The sequence below is a fragment of the Thauera aminoaromatica S2 genome, assembly GCF_000310185.1.
Lineage (GTDB): Bacteria > Pseudomonadota > Gammaproteobacteria > Burkholderiales > Rhodocyclaceae > Thauera > Thauera aminoaromatica.
In genome coordinates, this window is sequence record NZ_AMXD01000002.1 from 52,562 (window position 1) to 78,744 (window position 26,183).

General features: G+C 67.4%; 25 protein-coding genes and 2 tRNA genes. 6 read left to right on the forward strand and 21 right to left on the reverse strand.

The genetic code is table 11. The features are described from left to right. Window positions 1-42: 42 nt before the first annotated feature. The 7 genes from C665_RS01120 to C665_RS01150 form a co-directional block, all read right to left on the reverse strand. Window positions 43-1,452, reverse strand: a complete 1,410-nt coding sequence (locus C665_RS01120) for an FAD-binding oxidoreductase (protein ID WP_004265996.1) — start codon at window positions 1,450-1,452, stop codon at window positions 43-45. Between the two features lie 7 nt (window positions 1,453-1,459). Beyond that, window positions 1,460-2,434 (reverse strand): patatin-like phospholipase RssA, encoded by a 975-nt coding sequence (gene rssA, locus C665_RS01125; protein ID WP_004265997.1) that lies wholly within the window; start codon window positions 2,432-2,434, stop codon window positions 1,460-1,462. Between the two features lie 30 nt (window positions 2,435-2,464). After that, window positions 2,465-3,796, reverse strand: coding sequence for a 30S ribosomal protein S12 methylthiotransferase RimO (gene rimO, locus C665_RS01130; protein WP_004265999.1), 1,332 nt, complete (start codon window positions 3,794-3,796; stop codon window positions 2,465-2,467). A gap of 54 nt (window positions 3,797-3,850) precedes the next feature. After that, window positions 3,851-4,444 carry a polyhydroxyalkanoate synthesis repressor PhaR gene (gene phaR / locus C665_RS01135; RefSeq protein ID WP_004266001.1) on the reverse strand — a complete coding sequence of 198 codons (594 nt, stop codon included), beginning with the start codon at window positions 4,442-4,444 and terminating at the stop codon, window positions 3,851-3,853. A 130-nt stretch (window positions 4,445-4,574) separates the two neighbouring features. After that, complete coding sequence (locus C665_RS01140; RefSeq protein WP_004266003.1) at window positions 4,575-5,315, reverse strand: beta-ketoacyl-ACP reductase; 741 nt, start codon at window positions 5,313-5,315, stop codon at window positions 4,575-4,577. A 238-nt stretch (window positions 5,316-5,553) separates the two neighbouring features. After that, entirely contained in the window at window positions 5,554-6,294 is a 741-nt protein-coding gene (gene phbB, locus C665_RS01145; RefSeq protein WP_004266007.1) for an acetoacetyl-CoA reductase, read from the reverse strand. Between the two features lie 115 nt (window positions 6,295-6,409). Further along, the gene (locus C665_RS01150; RefSeq protein ID WP_004266009.1) at window positions 6,410-8,155 is read right to left on the reverse strand and encodes a PHA/PHB synthase family protein; all 1,746 of its coding nucleotides are present in this window, start codon (window positions 8,153-8,155) and stop codon (window positions 6,410-6,412) included. A 106-nt stretch (window positions 8,156-8,261) separates the two neighbouring features. On the opposite strand from C665_RS01150, the gene C665_RS01155 reads away from it, so the two are divergent. After that, the gene (locus tag C665_RS01155) at window positions 8,262-8,483 is read left to right on the forward strand and encodes a hypothetical protein (RefSeq protein WP_004266012.1); all 222 of its coding nucleotides are present in this window, start codon (window positions 8,262-8,264) and stop codon (window positions 8,481-8,483) included. Window positions 8,484-8,532: 49 nt separating this feature from the next. On the opposite strand, the gene pgeF is transcribed toward C665_RS01155, so the two are convergent. Both pgeF and rluD read right to left on the reverse strand, forming a co-directional pair. After that, window positions 8,533-9,315, reverse strand: coding sequence for a peptidoglycan editing factor PgeF (gene pgeF, locus C665_RS01160; protein ID WP_004266013.1), 783 nt, complete (start codon window positions 9,313-9,315; stop codon window positions 8,533-8,535). Next, window positions 9,312-10,295 carry a 23S rRNA pseudouridine(1911/1915/1917) synthase RluD gene (rluD, locus tag C665_RS01165; RefSeq protein ID WP_004266016.1) on the reverse strand — a complete coding sequence of 328 codons (984 nt, stop codon included), beginning with the start codon at window positions 10,293-10,295 and terminating at the stop codon, window positions 9,312-9,314. Before rluD ends, pgeF begins: the two co-directional genes overlap by 4 nt. A 13-nt stretch (window positions 10,296-10,308) precedes the next feature. On the opposite strand from rluD, the gene C665_RS01170 reads away from it, so the two are divergent. Beyond that, window positions 10,309-11,118 (forward strand): outer membrane protein assembly factor BamD, encoded by an 810-nt coding sequence (locus tag C665_RS01170; protein ID WP_040828229.1) that lies wholly within the window; start codon window positions 10,309-10,311, stop codon window positions 11,116-11,118. Window positions 11,119-11,307: 189 nt separating this feature from the next. Here C665_RS01170 and C665_RS01175 read toward each other — a convergent pair whose 3' ends face one another. Next, complete coding sequence (locus C665_RS01175) at window positions 11,308-13,491, reverse strand: malate synthase G (protein ID WP_004266022.1); 2,184 nt, start codon at window positions 13,489-13,491, stop codon at window positions 11,308-11,310. Window positions 13,492-13,782: 291 nt separating this feature from the next. Here C665_RS01175 and C665_RS01180 point away from each other — a divergent pair, with 291 nt between their 5' ends. Continuing rightward, window positions 13,783-14,178: a RidA family protein gene (locus C665_RS01180; RefSeq protein ID WP_012585822.1), complete on the forward strand. Its 396-nt coding sequence runs from the start codon at window positions 13,783-13,785 to the stop codon at window positions 14,176-14,178. Between the two features lie 90 nt (window positions 14,179-14,268). Here C665_RS01180 and C665_RS01185 read toward each other — a convergent pair whose 3' ends face one another. The 6 genes from C665_RS01185 to C665_RS01210 form a co-directional block, all read right to left on the reverse strand. Further along, a complete protein-coding gene (locus tag C665_RS01185; RefSeq protein ID WP_004266027.1) occupies window positions 14,269-14,982 on the reverse strand; it encodes an ABC transporter ATP-binding protein in 714 nt (237 codons plus the stop codon). After that, the gene (locus C665_RS01190; protein ID WP_012585823.1) at window positions 14,975-15,730 is read right to left on the reverse strand and encodes an ABC transporter ATP-binding protein; all 756 of its coding nucleotides are present in this window, start codon (window positions 15,728-15,730) and stop codon (window positions 14,975-14,977) included. Before C665_RS01190 ends, C665_RS01185 begins: the two co-directional genes overlap by 8 nt. Next, window positions 15,723-16,691: a branched-chain amino acid ABC transporter permease gene (locus C665_RS01195; RefSeq protein WP_004266032.1), complete on the reverse strand. Its 969-nt coding sequence runs from the start codon at window positions 16,689-16,691 to the stop codon at window positions 15,723-15,725. Before C665_RS01195 ends, C665_RS01190 begins: the two co-directional genes overlap by 8 nt. Before the next feature lie 4 nt (window positions 16,692-16,695). Then, window positions 16,696-17,562, reverse strand: coding sequence for a branched-chain amino acid ABC transporter permease (locus tag C665_RS01200; protein WP_004266034.1), 867 nt, complete (start codon window positions 17,560-17,562; stop codon window positions 16,696-16,698). A 113-nt stretch (window positions 17,563-17,675) separates the two neighbouring features. Continuing rightward, window positions 17,676-18,863, reverse strand: coding sequence for an ABC transporter substrate-binding protein (locus C665_RS01205; RefSeq protein WP_004266037.1), 1,188 nt, complete (start codon window positions 18,861-18,863; stop codon window positions 17,676-17,678). Between the two features lie 61 nt (window positions 18,864-18,924). Further along, window positions 18,925-20,511 (reverse strand): benzoate-CoA ligase family protein, encoded by a 1,587-nt coding sequence (locus C665_RS01210; protein ID WP_004266041.1) that lies wholly within the window; start codon window positions 20,509-20,511, stop codon window positions 18,925-18,927. A 374-nt stretch (window positions 20,512-20,885) separates the two neighbouring features. On the opposite strand from C665_RS01210, the gene C665_RS01215 reads away from it, so the two are divergent. Beyond that, window positions 20,886-21,818 (forward strand): helix-turn-helix transcriptional regulator, encoded by a 933-nt coding sequence (locus tag C665_RS01215; protein WP_004298145.1) that lies wholly within the window; start codon window positions 20,886-20,888, stop codon window positions 21,816-21,818. A 394-nt stretch (window positions 21,819-22,212) separates the two neighbouring features. Here C665_RS01215 and C665_RS01220 read toward each other — a convergent pair. Then, window positions 22,213-22,289, reverse strand: a tRNA-Met gene (locus tag C665_RS01220). Window positions 22,290-22,366: 77 nt separating this feature from the next. Continuing rightward, window positions 22,367-22,442 (reverse strand) — tRNA-Thr (locus C665_RS01225). A 145-nt stretch (window positions 22,443-22,587) separates the two neighbouring features. Here C665_RS01225 and C665_RS20840 point away from each other — a divergent pair. After that, window positions 22,588-22,752 (forward strand): hypothetical protein, encoded by a 165-nt coding sequence (locus C665_RS20840; RefSeq protein ID WP_004298146.1) that lies wholly within the window; start codon window positions 22,588-22,590, stop codon window positions 22,750-22,752. A gap of 12 nt (window positions 22,753-22,764) precedes the next feature. Here C665_RS20840 and C665_RS01230 read toward each other — a convergent pair whose 3' ends face one another. Continuing rightward, entirely contained in the window at window positions 22,765-23,223 is a 459-nt protein-coding gene (locus C665_RS01230) for a ProQ/FINO family protein (RefSeq protein WP_004298148.1), read from the reverse strand. A gap of 234 nt (window positions 23,224-23,457) precedes the next feature. Between C665_RS01230 and C665_RS01235 the strand changes: the two genes are divergently transcribed. Further along, entirely contained in the window at window positions 23,458-23,790 is a 333-nt protein-coding gene (locus C665_RS01235) for a hypothetical protein (RefSeq protein ID WP_004298149.1), read from the forward strand. Between the two features lie 54 nt (window positions 23,791-23,844). On the opposite strand, the gene C665_RS01240 is transcribed toward C665_RS01235, so the two are convergent. Together C665_RS01240 and C665_RS01245 are read right to left on the reverse strand one after the other, a co-directional pair. Then, window positions 23,845-24,501, reverse strand: a complete 657-nt coding sequence (locus C665_RS01240) for a cytochrome b/b6 domain-containing protein (RefSeq protein WP_004298151.1) — start codon at window positions 24,499-24,501, stop codon at window positions 23,845-23,847. A 2-nt stretch (window positions 24,502-24,503) separates the two neighbouring features. Next, the gene (locus tag C665_RS01245; protein ID WP_004298153.1) at window positions 24,504-26,132 is read right to left on the reverse strand and encodes a tetrathionate reductase family octaheme c-type cytochrome; all 1,629 of its coding nucleotides are present in this window, start codon (window positions 26,130-26,132) and stop codon (window positions 24,504-24,506) included. Window positions 26,133-26,183: the final 51 nt, after the last annotated feature.

A 26,183-nucleotide genomic window follows, 5' to 3' on the forward strand; every position in this document is an offset into this window, starting at 1 on the left:
TAGGTCGCTCCCCGGGACCTGTAAACCCCCTCTCCGAACTTTCTACAGCACCTTGCCCGGATTCATCAAACCGGCCGGATCGAAGGCCTGCTTCACCCGCCGCATCAGCTCCATCTCGAGCGCCGGCTTGTAGCGCAGCACCTCCTCGCGCTTGAGCTGGCCGAGACCGTGCTCGGCAGAGATCGAGCCACCGAGTTCGCAAACCAGGTCGTGCACGATGCCATTGACCTCTGCGGTGCGTGCAATGAAGGTGGCGTTGTCGTCGGCCACCGCCTTGGACAGGTTGTAGTGCAGGTTGCCGTCGCCGATGTGCCCGAAGGCCACCACGCGAATGTCCGGCCAGCGCGCGGCAAGCGCCGCGCCGGCGCGTTCGAGGAACTCGGGGATGCGGCTGACCGGCACCGAGACGTCGTGCTTGATGCTGACGCCCTCGATGCGCTGCGCCTCGGAGATGTCCTCGCGCAGCGCCCACAAGGCCCGCGCCTGCGCCACGCTCGCCGCCACCGCGGCGTCGCTGGCCAGGCCCTGCGCGACGGCCTCGCCCAGCACCGCCTCGAGTTGGGCCTCGAGCGGCGCATCGACGGCCGGATCGGAGAGCTCGACCAGCACCGTCCACGCCGGCGCACCGGCGAGCGGATCGCGCGCGCCCGGGATGTGCCGGAGCACGAGCCCGAGCGCCGTGCGGCCGACAATCTCGAACGCGCTCACGCGGTCGCCGCAGGCTGCCCGCAAGAGCCCGAGCAGGCGCACCGCCGCGCGCGGGTCGGCCACCGCCACCCAGGCCGTGGCGCGAGTGCGGATGGCCGGGAAGAGCTTCAGCACCGCGGCGGTGACGATGCCCAGGGTGCCCTCGGCGCCGATGAAGAGCTGCTTGAGGTCGTAGCCGGTGTTGTCCTTGCGCAGAGCACGCAGCCCGTCCCAGACCCGGCCGTCGGGCAGCACCGCCTCGAGCCCGAGCACCAGGTCGCGCGTGTTGCCGTAGCGCAGCACCTGCACGCCGCCGGCGTTGGTCGACAGGTTGCCACCGATCAGGCAGCTGCCCTCCGAGGCGAGCGAGAGCGGGAACAGGCGCCCGGCGGCCTGCGCCGCCTCCTGTACCGCGGCGAGCGTGCAACCGGCCTCGACGGTGAGCGTGTCGTTGTCGGGGTCGAGCGCACGAACACGGTCCAGGCGCGCGAGACTGATCACCACCGCCGCGCCATCGGCGAGCGGGGTCGCGCCGCCGCACAGGCCGGTGTTGCCGCCCTGCGGCACCATCGCCACGCCCGCCTGCGCGCAGGCGGCGACCACCGCGGCCACCTCGGCGGTATCGCGCGGACGCACCACCGCGCGCGCGCGGCCGTGGTAGCGCCCGCGCCAGTCGCTCAGGAAGGGTGCCATGTCGGTTTCGCCGTCGAGCACGTTGGCCGCGCCGACGATCGCGCGCAGGCGCGCATTCAGTTCATCGCTCATCCGATCCTCACTCGTTGGCGCCGCCGAGCAGCTCGCGCAACAACGGGCGCACCCGCGCCACCGCCGCGACGCCCTCGGCGATCGCCTCGTCGGCGCGGTGATAGTCCATCAAGCCGAGCTGGCTCACCCGCGGCGACACCAGCAGGTCCGCGGGCTCGCCGGCGAGGCGGCTGCGCGCGATGCGCACCTGCATGATGTTGATGCTGGAGCTGATCACCGAGACCAGCGAGGGAAGGCTGTCGGCCGCAGCCAGGGGCCGCGAGGGCATGCCGGACTCGGCTTCGGCGGCGAAGCCGAAGCGCGCGAGCAGGCGCTCGGTCCACCCCGCCTCGGTCTCCTCGACCGGCGCAGGCTCGACCGCCGAGCGCCGGAAGGCGCGCCCCACCATGTCCGAGCCGAGATCCACCGCGATCACGACGTCGGCCCCCATCGCGCGGCACAGCGACACCGGCACCGGATTGACCAGGCCGCCATCGACCAACATGCGGCCCTGGTGCAGCACCGGCGTCATCAGCCCGGGGAGCGCGATCGACGCACGCACCGCGGCCGACACGCTGCCCTCGTGCAGCCAGATCTCGCGTCCGGTGGAGAGTTCGGTGGCAACGCAGGCGAAGCGCTGGTCGAGCTCGGTGAAGTCGCGGTCGACGAAGTTGCGCTCGAAGAAGTCGATCAGCTTCTGGCCCTTGATGAGCCCCCCGCGCAGCGACACGTCGAGCAGCGACACCACGTCCTGCCACTTGAGGGTCTCGGCCCAGCGCACCAGCTTGTCGAGGTCGCCCGAGGCCGCGGCGGCGCCCACGAAGGCACCGATCGAGCAGCCGGTGATGATCTGCGGCACCACGCCTTCACGCGCGAGTTCGAGCAACACGCCCAGGTGCGCCCAGCCGCGCGCGGCACCGCTGCCGAGCGCCAGGCCGATCACCGGCCCGCCACCCGAGGGCTCGGCGCAGGCCAGCCCGACAGAGCCCGCCCCGCTCAGCACGGCGAGGGCTCCGGCACGGAAATGCCGGCCTTACTCGATGCGCTCGGCGTAGAGGTCGTGCACATCGCAGTCGGTGATGCGCACCCGCACGAAGTCGCCCGGCGCGAGGCCGTCGCCCTCGGGGATGACGACCAGGCCGTCGATCTCGGGCGCGTCGCCCGGCGAGCGCGCGAGCGCGCCCTCCTCGTCGACCTCGTCGACCAGCACGGTCATCTCGCGGTCGATCTTGGCCTCGAGGCGCTGGGTGGAGATGTCCTCCTGGAAGTCCATCAGGCGCGCGCGGCGTTCCTCGCGCACCTCGTCCGGCACCGCGCCGGGCAGCTCGTTGGCGGTCGCGCCCTCGACCGGCGAATAGGCGAAGGCGCCGACGCGGTCGAGCTGGGCCTCTTCGAGGAAGTTCAGCAGCATCTCGAAGTCTTCCTCCGTCTCGCCGGGGAAGCCGGTGATGAAGGTCGAGCGGATGGTCAGCTCGGGGCAGATGCTGCGCCACTTGCGCACGCGCTCGAGCACGTTCTCGGCATTGGCCGGGCGCTTCATGGCCTTGAGGATACGCGGGCTGGCGTGCTGGAAGGGCACGTCGAGGTAGGGCAGGATCTTGCCTTCGGCCATCAGCGGGATGAGATCATCCACGCTCGGATACGGATACACGTAATGCAGCCGGATCCAGATGCCGAGTTCGCCGAGCGCCTTCGCCAGGTCGAGCAGGCGCGTCTTCACCGGGCGCCCGCCCCAGAAGCCGGTGCGGTACTTGACGTCCACGCCATAGGCCGAGGTGTCCTGCGAGATCACCAGCAGTTCCTTGACGCCCGCGTCGGCGAGCGCCTCGGCCTCGCGCATGACCTCGTGGATCGGACGGCTGACGAGGTCGCCGCGCATCGACGGGATGATGCAGAAGCTGCAGCGGTGGTTGCAGCCCTCGGAGATCTTGAGATAGGCGTAATGCTGCGGTGTCAGGCGGATGCCTTGCGGCGGCACGAGGTCGGTGAACGGGTCGTGCGGCTTGGGCAGGTGGCGATGCACCGCGTGCATGACCTCCTCGGTGGCGTGCGGGCCGGTGACCGCGAGCACCTGCGGATGCGCGGCGAGGATCACATCGTCCTTGGCGCCGAGGCAGCCGGTGACGATGACCTTCCCGTTCTCGGCGAGCGCCTCGCCGATCGCGTCGAGCGATTCCTCGACCGCGGCATCGATGAAGCCGCAGGTATTGACGACGACCAGGTCGGCGTCGTCGTAACTGCCCGAGATCGCATAGCCCTCTGCACGCAGCCGGGTAAGGATGTGCTCGGAGTCGACCGTCGCCTTGGGGCAGCCGAGGGAAACGAAGCCGACGCGCGGCAGGTCGGAAGTCTTGAAGGTGGTCATGCAAAGAACCTGTCGGGTCGGGGCGGCGGCGGCCTCAGCGGCGCGCGGCGCCGCTCACTTCTTGCCGTCGCCCTTGAGCGCGGCGGGCGCGGCGGATTCGGCGTCCTCGGGACGGACGTAGCCCGGGAACTGGAAGCCGGTGAACATGTTGCGCGTCTGGCTCTCGAGCTGCGTCTGCATCTGCTCGAACATCTTCTTCGACTGGTCGACGTAGGCGCCCATCATGCTCTGCAGCGCGGGCCCCTGGAAGTTGAGGAACTGCGCCCACAGGTCCTGGCCCACCGGGCTGTTCTCGCCATAGATCGCGCGCGCCTGGTCCTGGAGCTTGACCTGCATCTCGGTGAAGGCCTTGATGTTGCTCTCGAGGTACTTGCCCATCATGCCCTGCATGGCATTGCCGTAGAAGCGGATCATGTGCGCGAGCAGGTCGCTGGTGAACATCGGCGCGCCCCCCGCCTCTTCCTCGAGGATGATCTGGAGCAGGATGCTGCGCGTCAGGTCCTCGCCGGTCTTCGCATCGACCACCTGGAAGTGCTCGTGACCGAGCACCAAGTCCTTGACGTCGGCCAGGGTGATGTAGGAACTGGTCCGCGTGTCGTACAGACGGCGGTTCGGGTACTTCTTGATCAGTCGCTGCTGTTCCGGCATTTCTCCGTCTCCTCGGCGGCGGTGTCTTCGCTCTGTGCGAAAAAATTATATCGCGCTGCGACATCGAAACCACGAAAAAACCCCGTCTTTCGACGGGGTTGCGTGATTTCGCGCATGACACGGCGCAACATCAGCACATGTGCAGGCCACCGTTGATGTTGATGGTCGCCCCGGTGATGTAGGCAGCCTTGTCGGAGGCGAGGTAGGCGCACAGGTCGCCGATCTCGTCCGGACGGCCGAGGCGCTTCATCGGCACGGTGTCGATGATGCCCTGGCGGATGTCTTCGCGGATCGCCATCACCATGTCGGTACCGATGTAGCCCGGGGCGATCGCGTTGACCGTCACACCCTTGGTCGCCAGCTCGGCGGCGAGCGCCTTGGTGAAGCCCAGCACGCCGGCCTTGGCGGTCGAGTAGTTGGTCTGGCCCGCCTGACCCTTGACGCCATTGACCGAAGAGATGTTGATGATGCGACCCCAGCCGCGCTCGGCCATCTTCGCAGAGACGTGGTGGGTGACGTTGAACAGGCTGTTCAGATTGGTGTTGATCACCGCATCCCACTGGCCCTTCTCCATCTTGGGGAAGAACTTGTCGCGGGTGATGCCGGCGTTGTTCACCAGCACATCGATCGGACCGACGTCGGCTTCGATCTTGGCGACCATCGCCGCGCACGACTCGTAGTTCGACACGTCGCCTTCGGCGGCGGCGAAGTCGAAGCCGAGGTCGCGCTGGGCGGACAGCCAGGCGTCCTTTAGCTCGAAGTTCGGCAGGCAGTTGGCCACGACCTTGAAGCCGTCCTTGGCAAGCGACTGGCAGATCGCCGTACCGAGACCACCCATGGCGCCGGTGACAAGAGCGATTTTCTTGGACATCTTGAAATCCTTCAGGAGCATTTGTAGAAACCGAGGCCGCCTGCGGGCCAGTACAGCCGGCACGCGCTTCGGTCGTGGATGCGGCAGCGCATCAGCCACCTCACGCGCGGATTATAGCCCCTGTTTCACAACTCATGTTGCGATGCAATAGCCCCATTCCCGCGCCCCGCGAGCACAAAAAAAAGCGCGCTCCACCGGAGCGCGCCACGTTGCGGAGCCGGAACCGGCCGCCGACGGGTCAGAACATGTGCTGGCCGCCGTTGATCGAGATGTTGGCACCGGTCACGAAGGCCGCCTCGTCGGAGGACAGGTAGGCCACCAGGCCGGCGATCTCTTCCGGCTTGCCCAGGCGAGACACCGGGATCTGCGGCAGGATCTTGGAGTCGAGGATCTCCTGCGGGATCGCCATCACCATCTTGGTGCCGATGTAGCCCGGCGAGATGGTGTTGACGGTGACGCCGTTACGCGCCACTTCCAGCGCCAGCGCCTTGGTGAAACCGTGCATGCCGGCCTTGGCCGCGGCGTAGTTGGTCTGGCCGAAGGCGCCCTTCTGGCCGTTGACCGAGGACACGTTGATCACGCGGCCCCACTTGCGCTCGACCATGCCGTCCATGACCTGCTTGGTCATGTTGAAGGCGGAGTCGAGGTTGGTGCTGATGACCGCATCCCAGTCGGCCTTGGTCATCTTCTTGAAGGTCATGTCGCGGGTGATGCCGGCGTTGTTGACCAGCACGTCGACCGGACCGACCTCCTTGACCACTTGCTCGACGCAGGCCTTGCACGAGTCGAAATCCGCCACGTCGCAGGGAACGGCCTTGAAGCCGTAGCCCATGTTGTTCATGGTCTGCAGCCACTCCTGGGCCTTGGTGTTGCCCGGGGAATGGGTCGTCACCACCTTGTAGCCGAGCGCGGCCAGCTTGATGCAGATCGCCTCGCCGAGACCGCCCATGCCGCCGGTTACCAGTGCAACTCTTGCCATCTTCTTCTCCTCTCCCTATGCGGGGTACTTTCGTAGTGCTGGACGGACCTTGAACACGACGGCAGCGACCGCCCGATCCGCTGCCGTCGAACACTGAAAACCTCCTCGTTCCGGGTCAGGAACGCTCCTTGACGTAGCGCCCCGGCGCCGGCTCGATCGGCTCGTACTTCGTGCTGCCCAGGCGTCCGCGCGCGGCCACCTCCTTGCCGCCATGGCCGCGCAGCCACTCGGCCCAGTGCAGCCACCAGCTGCCCTTGTGCTCGGCGGCGCTCTCGAACCATTCGTCGGGGTCGGCCGGGCGCACATCGGCGGTCCAGTAGCTGCGGCGATTCTTCGACGCCGGGTTGATCGCGCCGGCGATGTGGCCGCTTGCGCCGAGCACGAAGGTGGTGTCGCCGCCCAGCACGTTGCGCGCCAGGTAGGCGCTCTTCCACGGCACGATGTGGTCCTCGCGCGCCGCCATCAGGTAGGCCGGCACGTCGACCTTGCCGAGGTCGACCTTGTGCCCGAGCATCCTGAGCTTGCCCGGCACGCGCAGGTTGTTCTCGAGGTACATGTTGCGCAGGTACCAGGTGAGGAAGGGCCCCGGCAGGTTGGTCGAATCGGAGTTCCAGTACAGCAGGTCGAAGGCGACCGGCTTGTTGCCCTTGAGGTAGTTGCCGACCACGTATTGCCACACCAGGTCGTTGGCGCGCAGGAAGGAAAACACGTTGGCGAGTTCCTGCCCCTTGAGCACCCCGCCCTTGCCGATCGCGGCCTCGCGCGCGGTGACGCTCGCCTCGTCGACCAGGCAGCCGAGCTCGCCGGCGTCGGAGAAATCCAGCAGCGTGGTCATCAAGGTGAGGCTCGCCACCGGCTCCTCGCCGCGCGCGCGCGCCACCGCGAGCGCCGAGGTGAGGATGGTGCCGCCGACACAGAAGCCGAGCACGTTGGGCTTCTTGACGCGGGTGATCGAGCGCACCACCTCGAGCGCCGCGAGCGGTCCCTTGTCGAGGTAGTCGTCCCAGGTGTAATGGCCGCCGGTGTCGGGACGGGGGTTCTTCCACGACACCAGGAAGACCGTGAAGCCCTGCTCGACGACGAAGCGCACGAGCGAGTTCTCGGGCTGCAGGTCCATGATGTAGAACTTGTTGATGCACGGCGGCACGATCAACAGCGGCGTCTGCGCGACCTTCTCGGTCAGCGGCGCGTACTGGATCAGCTGCATCAGCTCGTTCTCGTAGACCACCGAACCCGGGGTCAGCGCGAGGTTACGGCCGATCTCGAAGGCCGCGTCGTCGGTCATCGAGATGCGCCCCTTCTCGAGGTCGCCGAGCAGGTTCTGGATGCCGCGCGCGATGCTCTCGCCCTTGGTCTCGACCGCGGTCTTGATGAACTCGGGGTTGGTCGCCGCGAAGTTGCTCGGCGACAGCGCATCGATGTACTGGCGGGTGAGGAACTGCATGCGCGCCTTGGCGCGGCCGTCGGCGATCGGCATCGCGTCCGCCATCTGGCGCAGGAAGCCGGCGTTGAGCAGGTAGGCTTGGCGCATGTAGTCGAACACCGGGCTCTCGGACCACTCCGGCGCCGCGAAGCGCTTGTCGCCCGGCTCGGGCTGCACCACCGCGGGGCCTGCCGCCCCCGGCGTGCGCGCAAGCATGGACGACCACAGTTCGGCGTGCTTCTCGGCGAAGACCTTCTGCAGCGAGGCCATCACCTCGGTCTCGGGCATCGGCAGCTTCTGCGCCGCCACCCCCGAGGAATCCTGCATCGCCACATGCTGGCGTGCGAGCGCATCGAAGAAACCCTGCGCCATCGCCTGTCCCGCGGCGAGGATCGCCTGCATTCCCGGCGGCACCTGCTTGCCCGTCGTATCCGACATCCCTTTCTCCTGAGGCCGCGTCCGCCCGCTCCGGGCCGGGGCCGCGGTTTCCTGCCCTGTCCGTGATCCTCCGGCGCCGGCTCGCGGCGCGCGCTAGAATCCACCCATGTATCTGATCCCGATCGCCTGGCTCTACGTCGTCGTCCTCGTCGCCGCGGCGGAGGATTCGATCGTTGCCGCCGTCCTGACCTTCGTGTTCTGGGGGCTCGCGCCCCTGGCCTTGTTTCTTTGGCTGTTCGGCACCCCGGCCCGCCGACGTCGCCGCCTGCAGCAGGAGCGAGAAGCACTCGAACGCAACGATAGAGCCGAAACTGACGCCGATCAATAGCCGCAATCCCTAAGACGGTCATGCGAGACGGATCGCGGCAACGCCGCGCTCACGCGATCGCGCCGGGCCGCCCCTCCTCCAGCCAGATCAGCGCGGCGAAACGCCCGGTCGTCCCATCACGCCGGTAAGAATAGAAATGCGCCGGATCGGCCACGGTGCACACGCTGCCGCCGTCGATCCGCTCCACGCCCGCAAGCGTGAGCCGTCGACGCGCGAGCGCGCAGAGATCCGCCAGCCACTTCCCGGGCACGCCACCCGCGACGAAGGCGGCGGTCGCGCCCGGGTCCGCGCCGACGAAGGCCGCGCGCACCTCGTCCCCGACCTCGAAGGCCGTCGGCCCGATCGCGGGCCCGAGCCACGCGCGCACACGCCCCGGCGTCACGCCCATGCGCTCCACGGTGCGCTCCAGCACCCCGGCGGCCAGGCCGCGCCAGCCAGCGTGGGCGGCGGCGACCACGGTGGCGTCGTCGTCGCAGAAAAGCACTGGCAGGCAGTCGGCGATCATGACCGCACACGCCCGCCCGCGCATGCGCGCCACGGCCGCATCGGCCTCGGGCACTCCGGCCGCGCGATCGGCGTCCGCCACCGCGCAGCCATGCACCTGCTCGAGCCACACCGGCTCGGCGCCGATCGCCGCACCCAGGCGTGCGCGGTTGGCCGCCACCGCGCGCGCATCATCGCCAACATGGCTGCCGAGGTTGAAGCTCGCCCACGGCGGCAAGCTTGCGCCGCCCTCGCGGGTGCTCACCACGGCCCGTACCCCGGGCGGCAGGCTCCACTGCGGGCACAGCAGGCCAGGGGCGAAAAAGCGGTAGCCGGGCGGCAGGCTCATCGCGGCGCTCCATGCAGCTCGTCCAGCAGCGCGGCGAAATCCGCCGCCAGCGGCACCTCCCAACGCATCGCCTCGCCGCTGCGCGGATGCGTGAGCCCCAGCCGGAAGGCATGCAGGGCCTGGCGCGGGAACGCATCGAGGCGCACATCGCCGCAGCGGCGCGCCCCATAAAGCGGATCGCCGACCAGCGCATGGCCGATGTGCGCCATGTGGACGCGGATCTGGTGGGTACGCCCGGTCTCCAGACGACATTCGACCAGGGTCGCACGCGGGAAACGCTCGGTGACGCGGTAATGCGTGACCGCCGGACGGCCGTTGCCGACGACTGCCATGCGCGTGCGCTGCGTAGGGTGACGCCCGATCGGCGCATCGACCGTGCCGCCGGCCGTCAGCGCGCCCTGCACCAGCGCGCGGTAGTGGCGCCCGACCGTGCGCGCCTGGAGCTGACGCACGAGCTCGGTCTGCGCGGCCAGCGTCTTCGCCACCACCATCAGCCCGCTGGTGTCCTTGTCGAGCCGGTGCACGATACCGGCCCGCGGCACCCCGGCGAGCGCGGGGTTGCGGTGCAGCAAGGCGTTGAGCAGGGTCCCGCTCCAGTTGCCGCTGCCGGGATGCACGACGAGGCCGACGGGCTTGTCGATCACCAGCAGGTCCTCGTCCTCGTAGACCACCGCGAGCGGGATGTCCTCGGGCAGCGCGGCGGTGACCTCGGGCGGCGGCAGCGCGTCGATCTCGACGCACTCCCCGCCGCACACCTTGCGGCGCGCATCGGGGCTCGCGCCATCGACGCGGATCCAGCCCTCCTTGAGCCAGCCCTGCAGGCGGCTGCGCGAATGTTGGGGGAGAAGCCGTGCCAGGGCCTGATCGAGGCGCAGCCCACCCAGTTCGACGGGAATCGTCAGCGCCTCCCACGCATCGGCGTCGTCGGCGGGAAGATCGGCTGGGAGGGCGGCTGGGATATAATCGGCGTGTTCATTCACGCGAGTGTCTTCGATGGCCAGGTTCACCCCCGGAAGTTTAACGGCAAAAGCCGCGCTGATTGGCGCCTTGCTGCTCGGCGGCTGCGGCCTCCTGCCCGAGCAGGTCGACGAGACCGCCGGCTGGAACGCACAAAAGCTGTATTCCGAGGCCAAGGCCTCGATGAGCGAGGGCGGCTACGATCGCGCGGTGACGCTATTCGAGAAGCTCGAGGCACGCTATCCCTACGGCCGCTTCGCCCAGCAGGCCCAGCTTGAGGTGGCCTACGCGTACTACAAGCAGGGCGAGCAGGCGCTCGCGCTCGCCGCGGCCGACCGCTTCATCAAGCTCCATCCCAATCACCCGAACGTCGACTACGCCTACTACCTCAAGGGCCTGGTCAACTTCAACGAAGACCTCGGCCTGCTCGCCGGCCTGTCGCGCCAGGATCTCTCCGAGCGCGACCCCAAGGGCGCACGCGAGGCCTTCGACGGCTTCCGCGAACTGGTCGAGCGCTTCCCCGAGAGCCGCTACGCCGACGACTCGCGGGCGCGCATGCAGTACCTGATCAACTCGCTCGCCTCGCACGAGGTGCATGTCTCGCGCTACTACTACAACCGCGGCGCCTACGTCGCGGCGATCAACCGCGCGCAGACCGCGGTGAATAACTTCCCGCAGGCACCGGCGATCGAGGAGGCGCTGTTCCTGATGGTCATGAGCTACGACAAGCTCGGCATGGCGCAGCTGCGCGACGACGCCGACCGCGTCATGCGCAAGAACTTCCCCGACAGCGTGTATTTCCGCGGTGGCCCGGAAGACACGCGGCCGTGGTGGCAGCTGTGGTGAGGGTCTGATCCCCCGATCATGCAGATCGGGCGGAGCAAGATGTAAAAAGGCGCCCTGCGAGGCGCCTTTTTACATTTCCAGTGCCGTCGCCGCGATGCACGCGTGCAGCTCTCCATCGCCGGATCGCGAGTCGCGTCGCTCCTGCAGGAGCACAGGAGCGACGCGACTCGCGCCGAGCGTGGACGACGCTCAGGCGCCGACCTTGGCCTTGAACTGCTGGCGATAGCGGTGCAGCAGCGGCTCGGTGTAGCCGCTCGGCTGGGCGCAGCCCTCGAAGATCAGCGCGCGCGCGGCCTGGTAGGCCACCGAGTCGTCGAAGTTCGGCGCCATCGGGCGGTACAGCGGGTCGCCCGCGTTCTGGCCATCGACCACCGCGGCCATGCGCTCGAGCGTGGCCTCGACCTGCTCGGCGGGCACCACGCCATGGCGCAGCCAGTTGGCGATGTGCTGGCTGGAGATGCGCAGCGTGGCGCGGTCTTCCATCAGGCCGATGTCGTTGATGTCGGGCACCTTCGAGCAGCCCACGCCCTGCTCCACCCAGCGCACCACGTAGCCGAGGATGCCCTGGCAGTTGTTGTCGAGTTCCTGCTGGCGCTCGGTCTCGCTCCACTCGGCCTTGGCCACCACCGGGATGGTGAGCAGGTCGTCGAGCAGCGCCTCGGCTTCCTTGTCGAGGTCGAGCTTCTCGATGTCCTGCTGCACCGCGGCCACGCTGACCTGGTGGTAATGCAGCGCATGCAGGGTGGCGGCGGTCGGCGACGGCACCCAGGCGGTGTTGGCGCCCGCCTTGGGATGGCCGATCTTCTGCTCGAGCATCGCGGCCATCAGGTCGGGCATGGCCCACATGCCCTTGCCGATCTGGGCGCGGCCGCGCAGGCCGGCGGCCAGACCGATGAGCACGTTGCGGCGCTCGTAGGCGGCGATCCACTTGCTGTTCTTGATGTCGCCCTTGCGCATCATCGCGCCGGCCTCCATCGAGGTGTGCATCTCGTCGCCGGTGCGATCGAGGAAGCCGGTATTGATGAAGGCCACGCGCGCCGGCGCGGCGGCGATGCAGGCACGCAGGTTGACGCTGGTGCGGCGCTCCTCGTCCATGATGCCGAGCTTGACGGTGTTGGCCGGCAGCCCGAGCAGCTGCTCGACGCGGGTGAACAGCTCGTCGGCGAAGCCGATCTCCGCCGGGCCGTGCATCTTGGGCTTGACGATGTAGATGCTGCCCTTGCGCGAGTTGCCACGGCGCTCGAGGTCGCGCTTGGCGATCAGCGTGGTGACCACCGCATCCATGATGCCTTCGGGGATTTCCTTGCCCTCGCCCCAAAGGATGGCCGGGTTGGTCATCAGGTGGCCGACGTTGCGCACGAAGAGCAGCGCGCGACCGTGCAGCTTTACCGGCTTGCCGTCGGCACCGGTGTACTCGCGGTCGGCGTTCAGACGCCGCGTCATCGGCTTGCCGCCCTTGTCGAAGGTGTCTTCCAGCGTACCGTCCATCAAGCCGAGCCAGTTGCGGTACACCACGACCTTGTCGTCGGCATCCACCGCGGCGACCGAGTCCTCGCAGTCCATGATGGTCGACAGCGCGGCTTCCATCAGCAGGTCGTTCACGCCCGCGGCATCGGACTTGCCGATGGCGCCGCTGCGGTCGATCTGGATCTCGATGTGCAAGCCGTTGTTCTTCAGCAGCACGGCGCGCGGCGCGGCGGCCTCGCCCTGGAAGCCGACGAACTTCTCGGCCTGCTGCAGGCCGGTGCTGGCACCGCTCTGCAGCTTCACCACCAGGCGGCCGGCCTCGACCGCGTAGCCCGCGGCGTCGGCATGCGAGGCACCGGCGAGCGGCGCGGCCTGGTCGAGCACCTGGCGGCCGAAGGCGATGACCTTCGCGCCGCGCACCGGGTTGTAGCCCTTGGTGAGCTCGGCGCCGTCCTTCTGCGGGATGGCGTCGGTACCGTAGAGCGCGTCGTAGAGCGAGCCCCAGCGCGCGTTGGCGGCGTTGAGCGCGTAGCGCGCGTTCATCACCGGCACCACGAGCTGCGGGCCGGCCTGCACGGCGAGCTCGTCATCGACGTTGGTGGTGGTGGCCTTGGCACCGGCGGGCACCGGCAGCAGGTAGCCGATCGAGGACAGGAAGGCCTTGTACGCGGCCATGTCGGCGATCGGCCCCGGGTGGGCGCGATGCCAGGCGTCGATCTCGGCCTGGATGCGATCGCGTTCGGCGAGCAGAGCGGCGTTCTTCGGTGCGAGATCGTGTACCAGCGCATCGAACCCGGACCAGAAGGCGGCAGCGTCGACACCGCTGCCCGGCAGGGCTTCTTCTTCAATGAAACGCTTCAGGTTCGCTGCGACCTGCAGACGCTGGACACTCACTCGTTCGGTCATCTTTCGCACTCACTGGCTCGGTTGTTGAGGAACACGCCCGCATGAAGGGGCGCATAACCTTTGAAGAATGCTTTCGATCGCGGCGTGGGTCAAGGGTGCGAAGCAAAAGTCCTCTATAAGACTTGCGCTATGGCTCGGCACGCCGCCAAAGCGGACACCATCGCATCGTCAGCCGCCCAAGTTCTGCATTTTATTGCAGAATACGCCCGCGAACTGCACTATTTGACATGCTGCCCGGTCGCGCATCAAGCGCGTACGCGCAGCGCCAGAAACGCACTCGAGGAGACAGACATGCAGATTCTTCAACCCGCGGGCTGGAAACGGCCGAAGGGCTACGCCAATGGAGTGGCCGCGAGCGGACGGATGCTGTTCGTCGCCGGCCAGGTGGGCTGGGACGCGGACGAGGTCTTCCGCAGCGAGGACCTCGTCGAGCAGATCCGCCAGGCGCTGCGCAACGTGCTCGCCATCCTGGACGCCGGCGGCGCGCGTTCGACCGACATCGTGCGCATGACCTGGTTCCTGGGCAGCGCCGCCGAGTACAACGCCCGCCTCGAGGAGATCGGCACGGTCTATCGCGACCTGATCGGCCACCACTACCCGGCGATGAGCGCCGTGCAGGTGGCTGGCTTCGTCGAGGCCGGCGCGAAGGTGGAGATCGAGGTCACGGCGGTGCTGCCGGACGATTGAGGAGGACGGACCGGGACGGGCGCAGCGCCGCCGCGGGCGGCGCACAACGCGCGGACGGGGCCTGCCGGGCCGCGCCCGCGTATCGAAGCATCACACCCCGAGGTGCTTGCGGATCAAGGCCGGCTCCTGGCGCACCTGTTCGCTCGGACCGTCGAACACCACCTCGCCCTTGACCAGGATCACCGAGCGGTTGGTCAGCGCAGTCACCGCCGAGTGGTTCTTGTCCACCACCACCGTGGCGATGCCGGTGTCGCGGATGGTGCGGATGACCTTCCAGATCTCCTTGACCATCAGCGGCGCGAGGCCCTCGGTGGCCTCGTCGAGGATCAGCAGGTCGGGGTTGGTCATCAGCGCGCGTCCGATCGTGAGCATCTGCTGCTCGCCGCCCGAGAGCTGGCCGCCGCCGTTGTCGATACGCTCGCCCAGGCGCGGGAAGGTCTCCATGACGCGCTCGAAGGTCCATTCGCGCCGCCCGTCCACGCCCGCGCGCGCCGCCATGACGAGATTCTCGCGCACGCTCAGGTTGGGAAAGATGCCGCGCCCCTCGGGTACGTAGGCCACCCCGGCGAGCGCGATGCGGTGCGGTTTGGCGCGCGTCATGTCGTCGCCGTTCACGCGCACCGTGCCGTGGCGCGGCCGCACCAGGCCGAGCATGCTGCGGATCAGCGTGGTCTTGCCCATGCCGTTGCGCCCCATCAGGCCGAGCGCCTCACCCTTGCGGATCGAGAAGCTCACCCCGTGCAGGATGTGGCTCGAGCCGTAGTAGGTGTGGAGGTCGCGCGCTTCGAGCAGCATCTCAGCCATGTTCATCCTCCCCGAGATAGGCCGCCTGGACGTCCTCGCTGTTACGGATCTGCTCGGGCGGTCCGGATTCGAGCACCGAGCCCTCGACCATCACGGTGATCGTGTCGGCCACCGCGAACACCGCATCCATGTCGTGCTCCACGAGCAGGATCGCGCGGTTCTGCTTGAGTTTGCGCAACAGCTCGACCATCTGCGCCGACTCTTCCGAGCCCATGCCGGCGAGCGGCTCGTCGAGCAGCAGGACACGCGCGTCGGTGGCCAGCACCATCGCGATCTCGAGCTGGCGTTGCTCGCCGTGCGAGAGCAGGCCGGCCTTGCGCAGCTCGCGCCCGCCCAGGCCCGCCTCGACGATCGCCGCCTGCGCGCGCTCGACGGTGTCGCGCGTCTTCATCGCATCGGTGAAGATCCGCCACGGCCGCGGCCTGCGCGACTGCGCGGCGAGCCGGCAGTTCTCCAGCACGGTGAATTGCGGAAAGATGTTGGTGCGCTGGTAGCTGCGGCCGATGCCGCGGTGCGAGCGTGCCGCCGAATCCAGCCCGGTCACGTCCTGCCCTTCGAGCAGGATGCGCCCCGCGGAAGGCGGCAGGTCGCCCGAGAGCATGTTGATGCAGGTCGACTTGCCCGCCCCGTTGGGGCCGAGCAGCGCATGCAGCTTGCCGCGCTCGAGCGTGATGCACACCTCGAGGTTGGCGGTCAGCCCGCCGAAATGGCGGGTCAGGCGGTCCGCCACCAGCATCGCCTCACTCATCGTCTTCTCCCCAATTGACCGTGCGGAAGATGCGTCGCGGCAGTCCGGCCAGTCCACTCGGCATGAACAGCACCGCGGCGACGATCACCAGGCCCATCAGCAGTTGCCAGTGCTTGGTCCAGTCCGAGAACATCTCCTGCAGGCCGATGAAGGCGAACGCGCCCGCGACCGCCCCCGCCAGGCTGCCGAGGCCGCCGAGGATGACCATCAGCAACACGTTGCCCGACTGATGCCACGACAGGTAATCGGGGGTCACGAAGCCGAACAGCACCGCGTACAGGAAGCCCGCCACCCCGGCCAGCGCACCGGCCAGGGTGAAGGCCGCAAGCTTGTAGCGCTGCGTGGCGTAGCCGAGCGACTTCATGCGGTGCTCGTTGCTGTGGATGCCGGCGAGCACGCGACCGAAGGGCGAGCGCAGCACGAAGGCCAGCAGCACGAACACCGCCACCATCGCGGCGAGGATGAAGTAGTACAGGTGCAGCGGCTCGTCGAGGTTGAACGGCATCCAGCCGAAGAGGCTGGCATCCGGCTTGACGTTGAGATAGATGCCGTCCGAGCTGCGCCCGAGTGCGGTGTCGTGGAAGATGTAGTAGGCCATCTGCGCGAAGGCCAGCGTCACCATGATGAAATAGATGCCCTTGGTGCGCAGCACGAACAGCCCGATGAAGAACGCCGCGGCGCCTGCCGCCAGCACCGAGGCCGCGAGCACGAACCACAGGTTGGCCGCCTCGTATTCGGGCGCGATCAGCGCGACCGTGTAGGCGGCGATGCCGAAATATGCGGCATGGCCGAGGCTCACCAGGCCGGTGAAGCCGACCAGCAGCGCCAGGCTCATCGCGAAGATCGACATCACGAGGATTTTCGCCACCAACTCGACATAGAAGCTGGATCCGATCGCCGGAAACAGCACCAGCCCTGCCAGCACGGCGAGCTTGAAAGACAGCACGACTCGCGGGTTCATCGCCTCACCCCTTCCTGAAGATGCCTTCGGGGCGCCAGAGCAGCACGACCGCCATCAGCAGATAGACCGCCAGTCCGGCGAGCTCGGGGAGCAGGATCGTGCCGAACGTGTCCGCGAACCCCACCAGCAGCGCCGCCACCAGCGCGCCCCACACCGAGCCGATGCCGCCGATCACCACGACCACGAAGGAGATGATCAGCACATTGCCGCCCATGCCCGGGTACACCGAGGAGATCGGCGCCGCGAGCATGCCGGCCAGCGCGGCCAGCGCCACGCCGAGCGCGAACACGGTGCGGTAAAGCAGGTCGATGTTCACCCCGAGCGACTGCACCATCTCGCGGTTGAACGAGCCGGCGCGGATCATCATCCCCAGTCGGGTGCGCTGCATCAGCCACCACAAGCCGACAGCGAGCGCGATGCACACCACCGAGATCACCAGCCGGTACACCGGATAGGAGAGGTTGTCGGAGAGCGCGATCGAAGCCGAGAACAGGTCGGGGATGGCCACGCCGTGGACGTCGTCGCCGACCGTGAGGCTGCGCAGCTCCTCGAAGATCAGGATGAGCCCGTAGGTCAGCAGCACCTGCTGCAGGTGGTCACGCTTGTACAGATGCACGAAGAGCAGCTTCTCGAGCAGCGCGCCGAAGCCGAAGGCGAGCGGGATGCCGAGCACGATCGCGAGCATCAGGTTGCCGGTCAGGCTGGTGAGCGCGAAGGCCAGGTAGGCGCCGATCATGTAGAAGCTGCCATGCGCCAGGTTGATGATGCCCATGATGCCGAACACCAGGGTCAGCCCGCTCGCCACCAGGAAAAGCAGCAGGCCGTACTGGAGCGCGTTCAGGATCTGGATCAGGAACGAGGTGAAATCCATGATTGAACCCTTCCCTCCCAGACATGCGGAACACGCCGGGATGCGATGGACAGACGGGTGGAAGCGGGCTGCGACGCGGAGGCGGAGGGCCCGCCACCGCCTCCGCGACGGAATCAGTTCATGAGCTTGCAGCCGCGCGCCGGGTCGGCGAGCTTGGGTGCGGCGACGCCGATCACCTTGTTCTGCCCGCCCTCGACCTTGCGCAGGTAGATGTCCTGCACCGGGTTGTTGGCCTTGGACAGGGTGAAGCTACCGCGCGGACTGTCGATGGTGGCGGCGCTCATCGCCTTCATGACCGCCTCCTTGTCGAAGGCTCCGGCCGGCGCGCCCGAGAGCCCCGCGGCGAGCAGCTGCGCACTGTCGTAGCCCTGCACCGCGAAGACGTCGGGTTGCGCCTTGTAGGCCGCGACATAGCCGCTGCGGAAGGACTTCTCCCTGGCGTTGTCGAGGCCGTCGGCGTAGTGCAGCGTGGTCAGCACGCCCTCGCCGGCGCCGCCCATGGCCTCCAGCGTGCCGTCGGTGAGGAAGCCCGGGGCGTAGAGCGGGAGGCCCGCCTTCAGGCCTGCCGCCTCGTAGTCCTTGACGAACTTCGCCGCCCCGGCGCCGGAGAAGAATACGAACACCGCATCCGGCCTGAGGTTGGCGATCTCGGTCAGGAAGGGCTGGAACTCCACGTTCGGGAAGGGCAGGTAGAGCTCCTTGACCACCTTGCCGCCGGCCTGCTCGAAGGACTCCTTGAAGCCGGCGACCGACTGTTCGCCGAAGGAGTACTTCCAGGCCAGGGTGACCACGTTCTTGTGGCCGCGTTCGGCGACCACCTTGCCCATCGCATTCGCCGGCTGCCAGGCCGAGAACGAGGTGCGGAACACATTCGGCGCGCACAGCGGACCGGTAAGCTCGTCCGCGCCCGCGTTCGGGATGATCATCAGGGTCTTGGAGTCACGCGCGACCTTGGCCATCGCCAGCGCCACGCCCGAATGCACGGTGCCGACCAGCACGTCGACGTTGTCGCGTTTGACCAGCTTGTTGGCATTCTCGGTCGCCTTGGCCGGATCGGACTCGTCATCGACGACGAAATACTCGACCTCGCGACCGCCGAGCTTGCCGCCCTGCTCCGCCACGTACTGCTTGAAGCCGTTGGTGATCGCGTTGCCGAGCGAGGCGTAGGTGCCCGTGTAGGGCAGCATCAGCCCCACCTTGACCTTGTCCGCCGCCTCCGCCGCGCCCTGCGCCAGCAACATGCCCAGGCCGAGCCCGAGCGCGCTCACTGCGAGGCGCAGCTTCCTGTCCTTTCCGACCATGTCCGTCTCCTCTCTTTTGATGGTGTGAACACGGGCGGCGCCCCCGAGCGCCGCCAAAGCACTAGATGCCGCGCAGCTTGAAACGCTGGATCTTGCCGGTGGCGGTCTTGGGCAGATCCTCGACGAATTCGATCCAGCGCGGATACTTGTAGGGCGCGAGCATGCCCTTGACGTGCGCCTGCAGCTCCTGCCGCATCGCCTCGCCGGGTCCGTAGCCGGGCTTGAGCACGACGAAAGCCTTGGGCTTGATCAGGCGTTCCTCGTCCTCGATGCCGACCACCGCCGCCTCGAGCACCGCCTCGTGGGCGATCAGCGCCGACTCGACCTCGATCGGCGACACGTAGATGCCGCTCACCTTGAGCATGTCGTCGCTGCGCCCGGAGTAGACGTAGTAGCCGTCGCGGTTGCGGTAATACTTGTCGCCGCTGCGCGTCCAGCCCTCGAGGAAGGTGGCACGGCTCTTCTCCGGCTGGTTCCAGTACTGCACCGCCGAGCTCGGCCCGGAGATCTGCAGTTCGCCCGGCTCCTCGGCCGCGGTGATCTCGTCGCCGCCCTCGTCGATCAGGCGCACGCGGTAGCCCGGCACCGGCGTGCCGCTGGTGCCGTACTGCACGTCGCCGGCGCGGTTGGACAGGAAGATGTGCAGCATCTCGGTGGAGCCGATGCCGTCGAGGATGTCGACCCCGATGCGCTCCTTCCAGCGCCGCCCCACGCCCTCGGGCAGCGCCTCGCCCGCAGAGGTGCAGGCGCGCAGCCGCTTCATCTCGCCCGCGGTCGGGCAGCCGGTGTGCGCGAGCATGCCGGCGTAGAGCGTGGGCACGCCGTAGAAGATGTCGGGCTGGTGCTCGCGCAGGCGCTTGAACACCGCATCCGGCGTGGGCCGCTCGGCCATCAGGATGGCGGTGGCGCCCACCGAAAGCGGAAAGGTGAGGCCGTTGCCGAGGCCGTAGGCGAAGAAGAGCTTCGCGGCCGAGAACACCACGTCCTGTTCGCGGATGCCCAGGACCTCCTGTCCGTACAGCTCGGCGGTATGGATGAGGTTGGAGTGAATGTGCACCGTGCCCTTCGGCGCACCGGTGGAACCGGAGGAGTAGAGCCAGAAACAGGGGTCGGTCGCACGCGTCGGCGCGGCATCGAGCTGCTCGGACTGCGCGGCGAGCAGCGCCTCGAGACCGTCGTCGTCGTCACCACCGGCGACGACCAGGCGCTCGAGCGTCGGCACGCGCCCGGGCAGCGCGGCGAAATTGGCCAACAGCGCCTGCGATACCACCGCCACACGCGCACCGCTGTCGGAGAGCATGTACTCGTAGTCGCGTTCGGTGAGCAGCGTATTGACTGCGATCGGCACCACCCCGGCCTTGATCGCGCCGAGGAACATCGCGGGGAAATCGATGCAGTCGAGCACGCACATCAGGACGCGGTCGCCGCGTGCCAGCCCGAGGGTGCCGAGCAACGCATTGCCACAGCGGCTGGCACGCGCCGCGAGCTGGTCGTAGGTGTAGCTGCCGGCATCGTCGATGTAGGCGACCTTGCTGCCGCGCCCGGCGACGAGGTTGCGCCCGAGCAGGTCGTCGGCGGCGTTGTAGGGATCCGGAATCACGATCCGGGGCGGCGTGCAGCCGTGATCTGCGGTGCTGAGGGTGTGCATCGTCCTGTCTCCATCCTGATCCCGGACCGTACCGACCGGCATGCACACGGAACGGTACGACGCGAGAGAACCTTGGCACGATCGCCGAGCGGACTGGCTGGGGTACCGCACAAGCCATCCAAAAAAGTGCACTAAAGTGCATCTTTCGGCGAGACATGCAAAAGAATACCCCCAATCCGGATGCTGTCAACCCTGCATCGCACCAAAAACAAGGAAATTCAATTATTTAGATAAAGTCTAAGGTGCAATATACTGCACTTGCCGCTATGCTTGAATGCACTCCCCGCACACCGGCCGGGAGCCTCCGATGTCACGCCGTTGACAGCGCATCGCCAGCGGCACCATAAACACGAATCTCCGACCTCCGCTCCGTAATGAACGACCAGAATCCGACCCTCGCAGCCTCCGACGCGCCTGTACCGGTCGCGCACCCGGCGGTGCGACCCGATCCGCGCAGCGACGGGGAGTTCCTGCTCGCGCTCGGCCGGCGCGTGCGCGAGACGCGCGACCGGCGTGGCCTGACTCGCAAGCAGCTGGCTCGCGACGCGGGGGTGTCGGAGCGGCATCTCGCCCATCTTGAGGCCGGCGAGGGCAACGTCTCGATCGTGCTGCTACGCCATATCGCCAGCGCATTGGGGCTGTCGCTGCCGGAGATGTTGAACCTGGGCGCCGAGGAGTCGGTCGAGCAGCGCCTGGTGCGGCGCATCCTCGAACAACTGCCGCGCCACCGGCTGGAGGACGTGGTCTTCCGGTTGATGCGCGACTACGGCCAGGAAGAGGCCGCGCGGCGCAACCGGATCGCCCTCATCGGCCTGCGCGGCGCCGGCAAGACCACACTGGGCCGCAGGCTGGCGGCCGAACTCGGCTTCCGTTTCGTCGAGCTCGATGCCGAGATCGAACGCGAGACCGGCATGCCCATGGGCGAGATCTTCGCCCTCTACGGCCAGTCGGGATATCGCCGCATCGAACAGCGTTGCCTGCGGCGCGCACTCGACAGCGGTGAACGCACGGTGCTCGCCACGGGCGGCGGAATCGTCTCGCAGACCGAGACCTACGACCTGCTGCTGTCGCGCTGTCTGACGATCTGGCTCCGCACCTCGCCCGAGGAGCACATGCAGCGCGTCAGCGCGCAGGGCGACCTGCGTCCGATGGCCGGTAGCGCGGAAGCGATGGAAGACCTGCGCCGCATCCTCGCCGCGCGTGAACCGCAGTACCTGCGCGCCGACCATGTGGTCGATACCTCGGGCCAGGGCGAGGACGAGAGCTTCCGCGCGCTGCGCGCCGCCGTGGAGGACCGCGGCCGCTGAGCGAAGGCGTCGCGCGTGATCGGCTTGATCGGCAAGACGTCGAGCCCGCCGGTCGCAAGCCTGTCGAGGGCATCCGCACCACCCGCACTCTCCTCGGACTCTCAACCCCGGCGCGCCAGCCACGCGATCGGCAACGAGTGCCGATCCGCACGCCGTGCCCAGGCCTCGCCCGTCGCCGCCAGCTGCCTGCGAACCGACCTGCTCGATCGGAGAACTGGGGAGTGAAAAGCTCCACGCGGGCAACACCCTGACTTGACAGGAAAACATGGCGGCACGTGACACAAAGAGCCATGAATGTCGGCGCTCAGGACGCTAAGACCCGATCGGCGTGGGCACGACACTCCAGACGCAAAAAAGCCAATCACCGCTAAGTGATTGGCTTTAATGACTTTTTTGGTTGCGGGGGCAGGATTTGAACCTGCGACCTTCGGGTTATGAGCCCGACGAGCTGCCAGACTGCTCCACCCCGCGTCGGAGAAACAGAACTATAAACGGTGAACTACGAGAAGGCAAGAACTTTTTGCGCCGCACAAGCACCGGAGGAATTCTGGTGCCGGCAATAGGAATCGAACCCACGACCTTCTGATTACAAATCAGCTGCTCTACCAACTGAGCTATGCCGGCAAGGCGGTGCGGATTATAGCGCAAGACGCCACTCAGCCATCGCGTCGGAGGAAACGCACGGGCAGCCCCTGCATGCACACGAACTTGCACGGATAACTGTTTATATATACAGTTGTTGCACAGTCGAAAAGCTCAGGAGACCACCATGCAAACCATCACTTCCAGGGTGCTGCTCGCACTCGGCCTGCTCGCCGGCCTGATGATCGGAACCGGCCATCCTGGCGGGGCGCTCGTGGTGGCGGTCGCGGCCGGGGCAGGGATCTGGATGGCGCGGGCCGACTCGGTACGGCGCGATCTGCGCCGAGCGTAGGCCCGCCCGGGTTCAGCGGCCGAACTTGCTCACCAGTTGCTGGAGCTTCTCGGTGCGGCGGCGTTCGGCCTCCTCGGCCTCGCGCTTCTCGCGCTGCTGCTTGGCCACCGCGGCGAAGCGTTCCTTCAGCGTGGTGGCCGCGTGCTGGCGTTGCTCTTCGGTAACCTCTCCGGAGGCGTTGCCGTCGAGGTCGAAGCGCTCGCCGCCACGCTCGACCGCCTTGAGGTACTTGGTCGAGGCGGTGTACATGCGCAGGGCGATGCGCAGGTTCTTGCGGTCGAAATCGGGAAAGCGGGCCAGGATGCTCGTGTCGATCTTCAGCGCCAACGGCTTGCTGTCGCGAAATGCCGGCGATTCGGCCTGCAGGCGTTTGAGGATGGCACGCGGTTCGATGCGCGGCTGCTTGGCCTGGTCCTGCGCGTTGGTGCTGAGGGGCGCGGGGGCGGCGGTTTCGGCTTGCTGAAGGGTCATTTCGGGGAGAACTCTGGTACGCGGATCGGTGTCTGAACAGCAGTCCGGAAACCTCGCGTCCGGAGCGGTGCCGCGAACTGTGCGAGTCGAGTGCTGTTCCGGCATTCTACCCCCGGTCCGCCGGGCTTCTGCCGGACGTGGTGATTTTTGCCACGGATCGCATCGGTCTGGCACCCAGGCATCGGATCGAACGGAACCGGCTTGCTGCCGCACCACACACCTCGGGGAAACATCATGGAAAAGCGCTGGCGCCGCCTGCCCGGCTCGCGCACCGAACCGGCAGGATTCGAACGCAAGGTGCTGGCGCGCCTGCCCATGGTCGCGCTCGTCGGCACCGCGGCCTGCGTGGCCGTGTCCCTGCTCGCCCGGCTGCACTGGTGGGGCGACGAGAGCATCGAGGCGGTGCGCGCGCTGCAGATGGTCGACATCTGGGTGCTGGCAGCGGTGATCCTGCATTGGACGGTGGTGTTCACCGTGGCGATCGGTGCCTTCATCGTGTTCGTGATGAAGGGCCCGGCCTACATCGCCGACCGCTACGAACTCCCGGACGCAGACGCCCCGCGCTGAATCCGCCGCGGGGCGTCTGCGTCCCTTGGTGGTGCCGCGATACGGCGCAAGCACTCAAGCCGCGCCGGGTGTGCGCCCGCCCTGCTCGGCCGCGGCGGGCGGGTGGTCGTCATCGACCTCTTCCCAGCCGGTGATCATCGCCTTGATGTGCGCGAAGATCGTGTGCCCCGTGGTCGTCAGATACACGTGGATGAAGAAGAACGCGGTGATCATGAACGCACCTGCGGTATGCACGAGCGCCACGCCCTCGAGCGAGAACATCTCGTCGATGCCGAGCTGCGCCCAGTTGCCATAGAACAGGTAAAGCAGGCCCGAGCCCCAGATCAGCGGCGAGATGAACGCAAGCAGCGCGAGATAGGCCAGGCGCTGCAGCGGGTTGTGCTTCTGCACCGTCGTCTTGCGGAAGGGATGCGGCATCTCCTTGAAGATCCCCACCGTGTAGTAGAGGACCATCGCCGACACGTTCTTCATCGACGGGACGTACTGCCGCCACTCGCCCGTGGTGAATTGCCAGAAGATCGTGAAGGCCCAGATCACCAGCAGCGTCCATGCCGCGATCGTGTGCGCATCCACGGCCTTCCTGAAGCCCAAAAGAGTATAGCTGCCGTGGATCTCGAAGCCGGTGATCATCATGACGATGATCAGCAGCGCCTGCGACCAGTGCCAGAAGCGTTCATAGCGCTTGTAGATGTAGATGCGGTTCGCGCTCATTTTCAGTGCCCCTTGCGACGGGTGAGGATGCGGGCGATGCCGTGGATCGAGCCGGCGCCGATCGCGCCGATGATCGCCAGCCCACCGAGGAGATCGACCCAGCCGTTGCGGTCGCGACCGGGCAGGTAGAGGTCGGTGATCCCGGCGAGGCGGCCGTCTTCCGAGCGGGTGTGGCAGTCCCTGCACTTGAGCGCGTCTTCCTTGGGCGCCACCATGTGGGTGATGAACCAGTTCATGCGCGTCTCGATGAAGCCGAACTGGCCGCTGTAGGGCAGGCCGGCGTAGTCCATGCCGGCCTTGATCGACTTGGCGTAGTCGAAGTTTCCCCAGAACGCGGTGTCGTCCTGGCCGTATACGTGGTTCACCACCAGAGTCTTGTTCACCGGGTCGTAGGGCTGCTTGCCGACCATCACCTTGAAGGGCCAGATGCGCGCGTTCGGGTCGCTCGCCGAGCCTTCGACGCGGTTCAGCTCGAGGATCTTGCTGTCGTCGATCTTGTCGGTGAGCGCGATCTGATGGACCACGCCGTTGTACCACTTGTAGGTCGGGCGCACGTTCTCGCCGTACTTGAAGTCGCCCTTTTCCGCCGAGTAGATCAGGTGGCCGTGGTCGTCCTGGATGAACAGCGGCTTGCCGTCCGGACCGCGCTTGCCGCCGGTCGACCAGTCCCACAGCACCTTGGTGGCGATGCCGCCGCGCGCGAACTCGGGGATGTGGCAAGTCTGGCAAGCCACTCGCCTGGCGTGGTTGTCGAGGCGCTCGTTCTTGTGCGGGCGAAGGTCGTGGCAGGACTCGCAGGTCGCGCGCTTGTGGTCCTCATGCTTCATGTCCAGGCCCTTGGTGTCCTTGGCGGTAGCCGCGTAGCGGCTGCCGGAGGGCTGGTGGGCGTTGAAGGTGTGGCAGTCCGCACAGCTCATGTTCTCGCCATCGGGCGACATGTGCACATCGACGTGTTTCGGCGGCTTGACCAGCGAGGAGTCGAGGTCGCCATGCTTGACCGCGTCGCCGCCACCGCCGTTGAAGTGGCACGCGCCGCAGTTGTGCCGCCCCGGCTTGCCCACCGCCTGCGCGATCCTGGCCAGGTCGGGCGGCTGCACGATCCTGCCGCTGCCCTTGGGCAGCTCGCGCGGCGCGTAGAGCGGATGGCCGGCATCGGTGGCGATCTTCTTGTAGGTCGTCGTCGTGTCGTGGCAGGCCAGGCAATCCACGTTGTTCTGGTTGGTGAAATCGTAGTTCTTGTCCGTCCACCCGTAGCCGGCGTGGCAGCTCGTGCAGCGCGGCTCGTTGGAAAGGATGGAGCCGCAGAAGTTGTTGGCCGCGTGCTGTTTGCCTAGCTTCTTGCCGGTGGTCGGGCTGATCGCCTCCCAGGTCCAGTGCACGCTCTTCATCACCTGGTGCCCGGCCTCGTTGTGACAGGCGAGACAGGCCTTGGTGACCTCCGGCCCGCTCTCGAACGGGCCCTGCAGTTCCTTGAACCTGCTGTGGTCCGCCGTGCTCGCCGCCTTGCCGCCGGCCGCAGCCACCGGAAGATCCCCCCCTGCGGGCGTGCTTGCCGCACCCGCCATCATGCTCGTCGCGAGGATCAAGGCCCCGCCGATCCAGCGCCGCCAGTCGAATGTCCGCCTGCCCATTTTCCGTTCCTCCGCCGAGACGACCTGCTTTTCCAGTCTAGGCCAGCCAGA

Coding starts and splice junctions, on each gene's coding strand:
- C665_RS01235 (WP_004298149.1), top strand. CDS start 23,458: ATGGAAAAGCGCTGGCGCCGCCTGCCCGGCTCGCGCACCGAACCGGCA.
- C665_RS01185 (WP_004266027.1), bottom strand. CDS start 14,982: ATGGCTGAGATGCTGCTCGAAGCGCGCGACCTCCACACCTACTACGGC.
- C665_RS01210 (WP_004266041.1), bottom strand. CDS start 20,511: ATGCACACCCTCAGCACCGCAGATCACGGCTGCACGCCGCCCCGGATC.
- pgeF (WP_004266013.1), bottom strand. CDS start 9,315: ATGAGCCTGCCGCCCGGCTACCGCTTTTTCGCCCCTGGCCTGCTGTGC.
- C665_RS01240 (WP_004298151.1), bottom strand. CDS start 24,501: ATGAGCGCGAACCGCATCTACATCTACAAGCGCTATGAACGCTTCTGG.
- C665_RS01150 (WP_004266009.1), bottom strand. CDS start 8,155: ATGTCGGATACGACGGGCAAGCAGGTGCCGCCGGGAATGCAGGCGATC.
- phaR (WP_004266001.1), bottom strand. CDS start 4,444: ATGCCGGAACAGCAGCGACTGATCAAGAAGTACCCGAACCGCCGTCTG.
- C665_RS01190 (WP_012585823.1), bottom strand. CDS start 15,730: ATGAGTGAGGCGATGCTGGTGGCGGACCGCCTGACCCGCCATTTCGGC.
- rimO (WP_004265999.1), bottom strand. CDS start 3,796: ATGACCACCTTCAAGACTTCCGACCTGCCGCGCGTCGGCTTCGTTTCC.
- C665_RS01170 (WP_040828229.1), top strand. CDS start 10,309: ATGGCCAGGTTCACCCCCGGAAGTTTAACGGCAAAAGCCGCGCTGATT.
- C665_RS01195 (WP_004266032.1), bottom strand. CDS start 16,691: ATGAACCCGCGAGTCGTGCTGTCTTTCAAGCTCGCCGTGCTGGCAGGG.
- C665_RS01245 (WP_004298153.1), bottom strand. CDS start 26,132: ATGGGCAGGCGGACATTCGACTGGCGGCGCTGGATCGGCGGGGCCTTG.
- C665_RS01175 (WP_004266022.1), bottom strand. CDS start 13,491: ATGACCGAACGAGTGAGTGTCCAGCGTCTGCAGGTCGCAGCGAACCTG.
- C665_RS01215 (WP_004298145.1), top strand. CDS start 20,886: ATGAACGACCAGAATCCGACCCTCGCAGCCTCCGACGCGCCTGTACCG.
- C665_RS01140 (WP_004266003.1), bottom strand. CDS start 5,315: ATGTCCAAGAAAATCGCTCTTGTCACCGGCGCCATGGGTGGTCTCGGT.
- C665_RS01180 (WP_012585822.1), top strand. CDS start 13,783: ATGCAGATTCTTCAACCCGCGGGCTGGAAACGGCCGAAGGGCTACGCC.
- C665_RS01230 (WP_004298148.1), bottom strand. CDS start 23,223: ATGACCCTTCAGCAAGCCGAAACCGCCGCCCCCGCGCCCCTCAGCACC.
- C665_RS01205 (WP_004266037.1), bottom strand. CDS start 18,863: ATGGTCGGAAAGGACAGGAAGCTGCGCCTCGCAGTGAGCGCGCTCGGG.
- C665_RS20840 (WP_004298146.1), top strand. CDS start 22,588: ATGCAAACCATCACTTCCAGGGTGCTGCTCGCACTCGGCCTGCTCGCC.
- phbB (WP_004266007.1), bottom strand. CDS start 6,294: ATGGCAAGAGTTGCACTGGTAACCGGCGGCATGGGCGGTCTCGGCGAG.
- C665_RS01155 (WP_004266012.1), top strand. CDS start 8,262: ATGTATCTGATCCCGATCGCCTGGCTCTACGTCGTCGTCCTCGTCGCC.
- C665_RS01120 (WP_004265996.1), bottom strand. CDS start 1,452: ATGAGCGATGAACTGAATGCGCGCCTGCGCGCGATCGTCGGCGCGGCC.
- C665_RS01200 (WP_004266034.1), bottom strand. CDS start 17,562: ATGGATTTCACCTCGTTCCTGATCCAGATCCTGAACGCGCTCCAGTAC.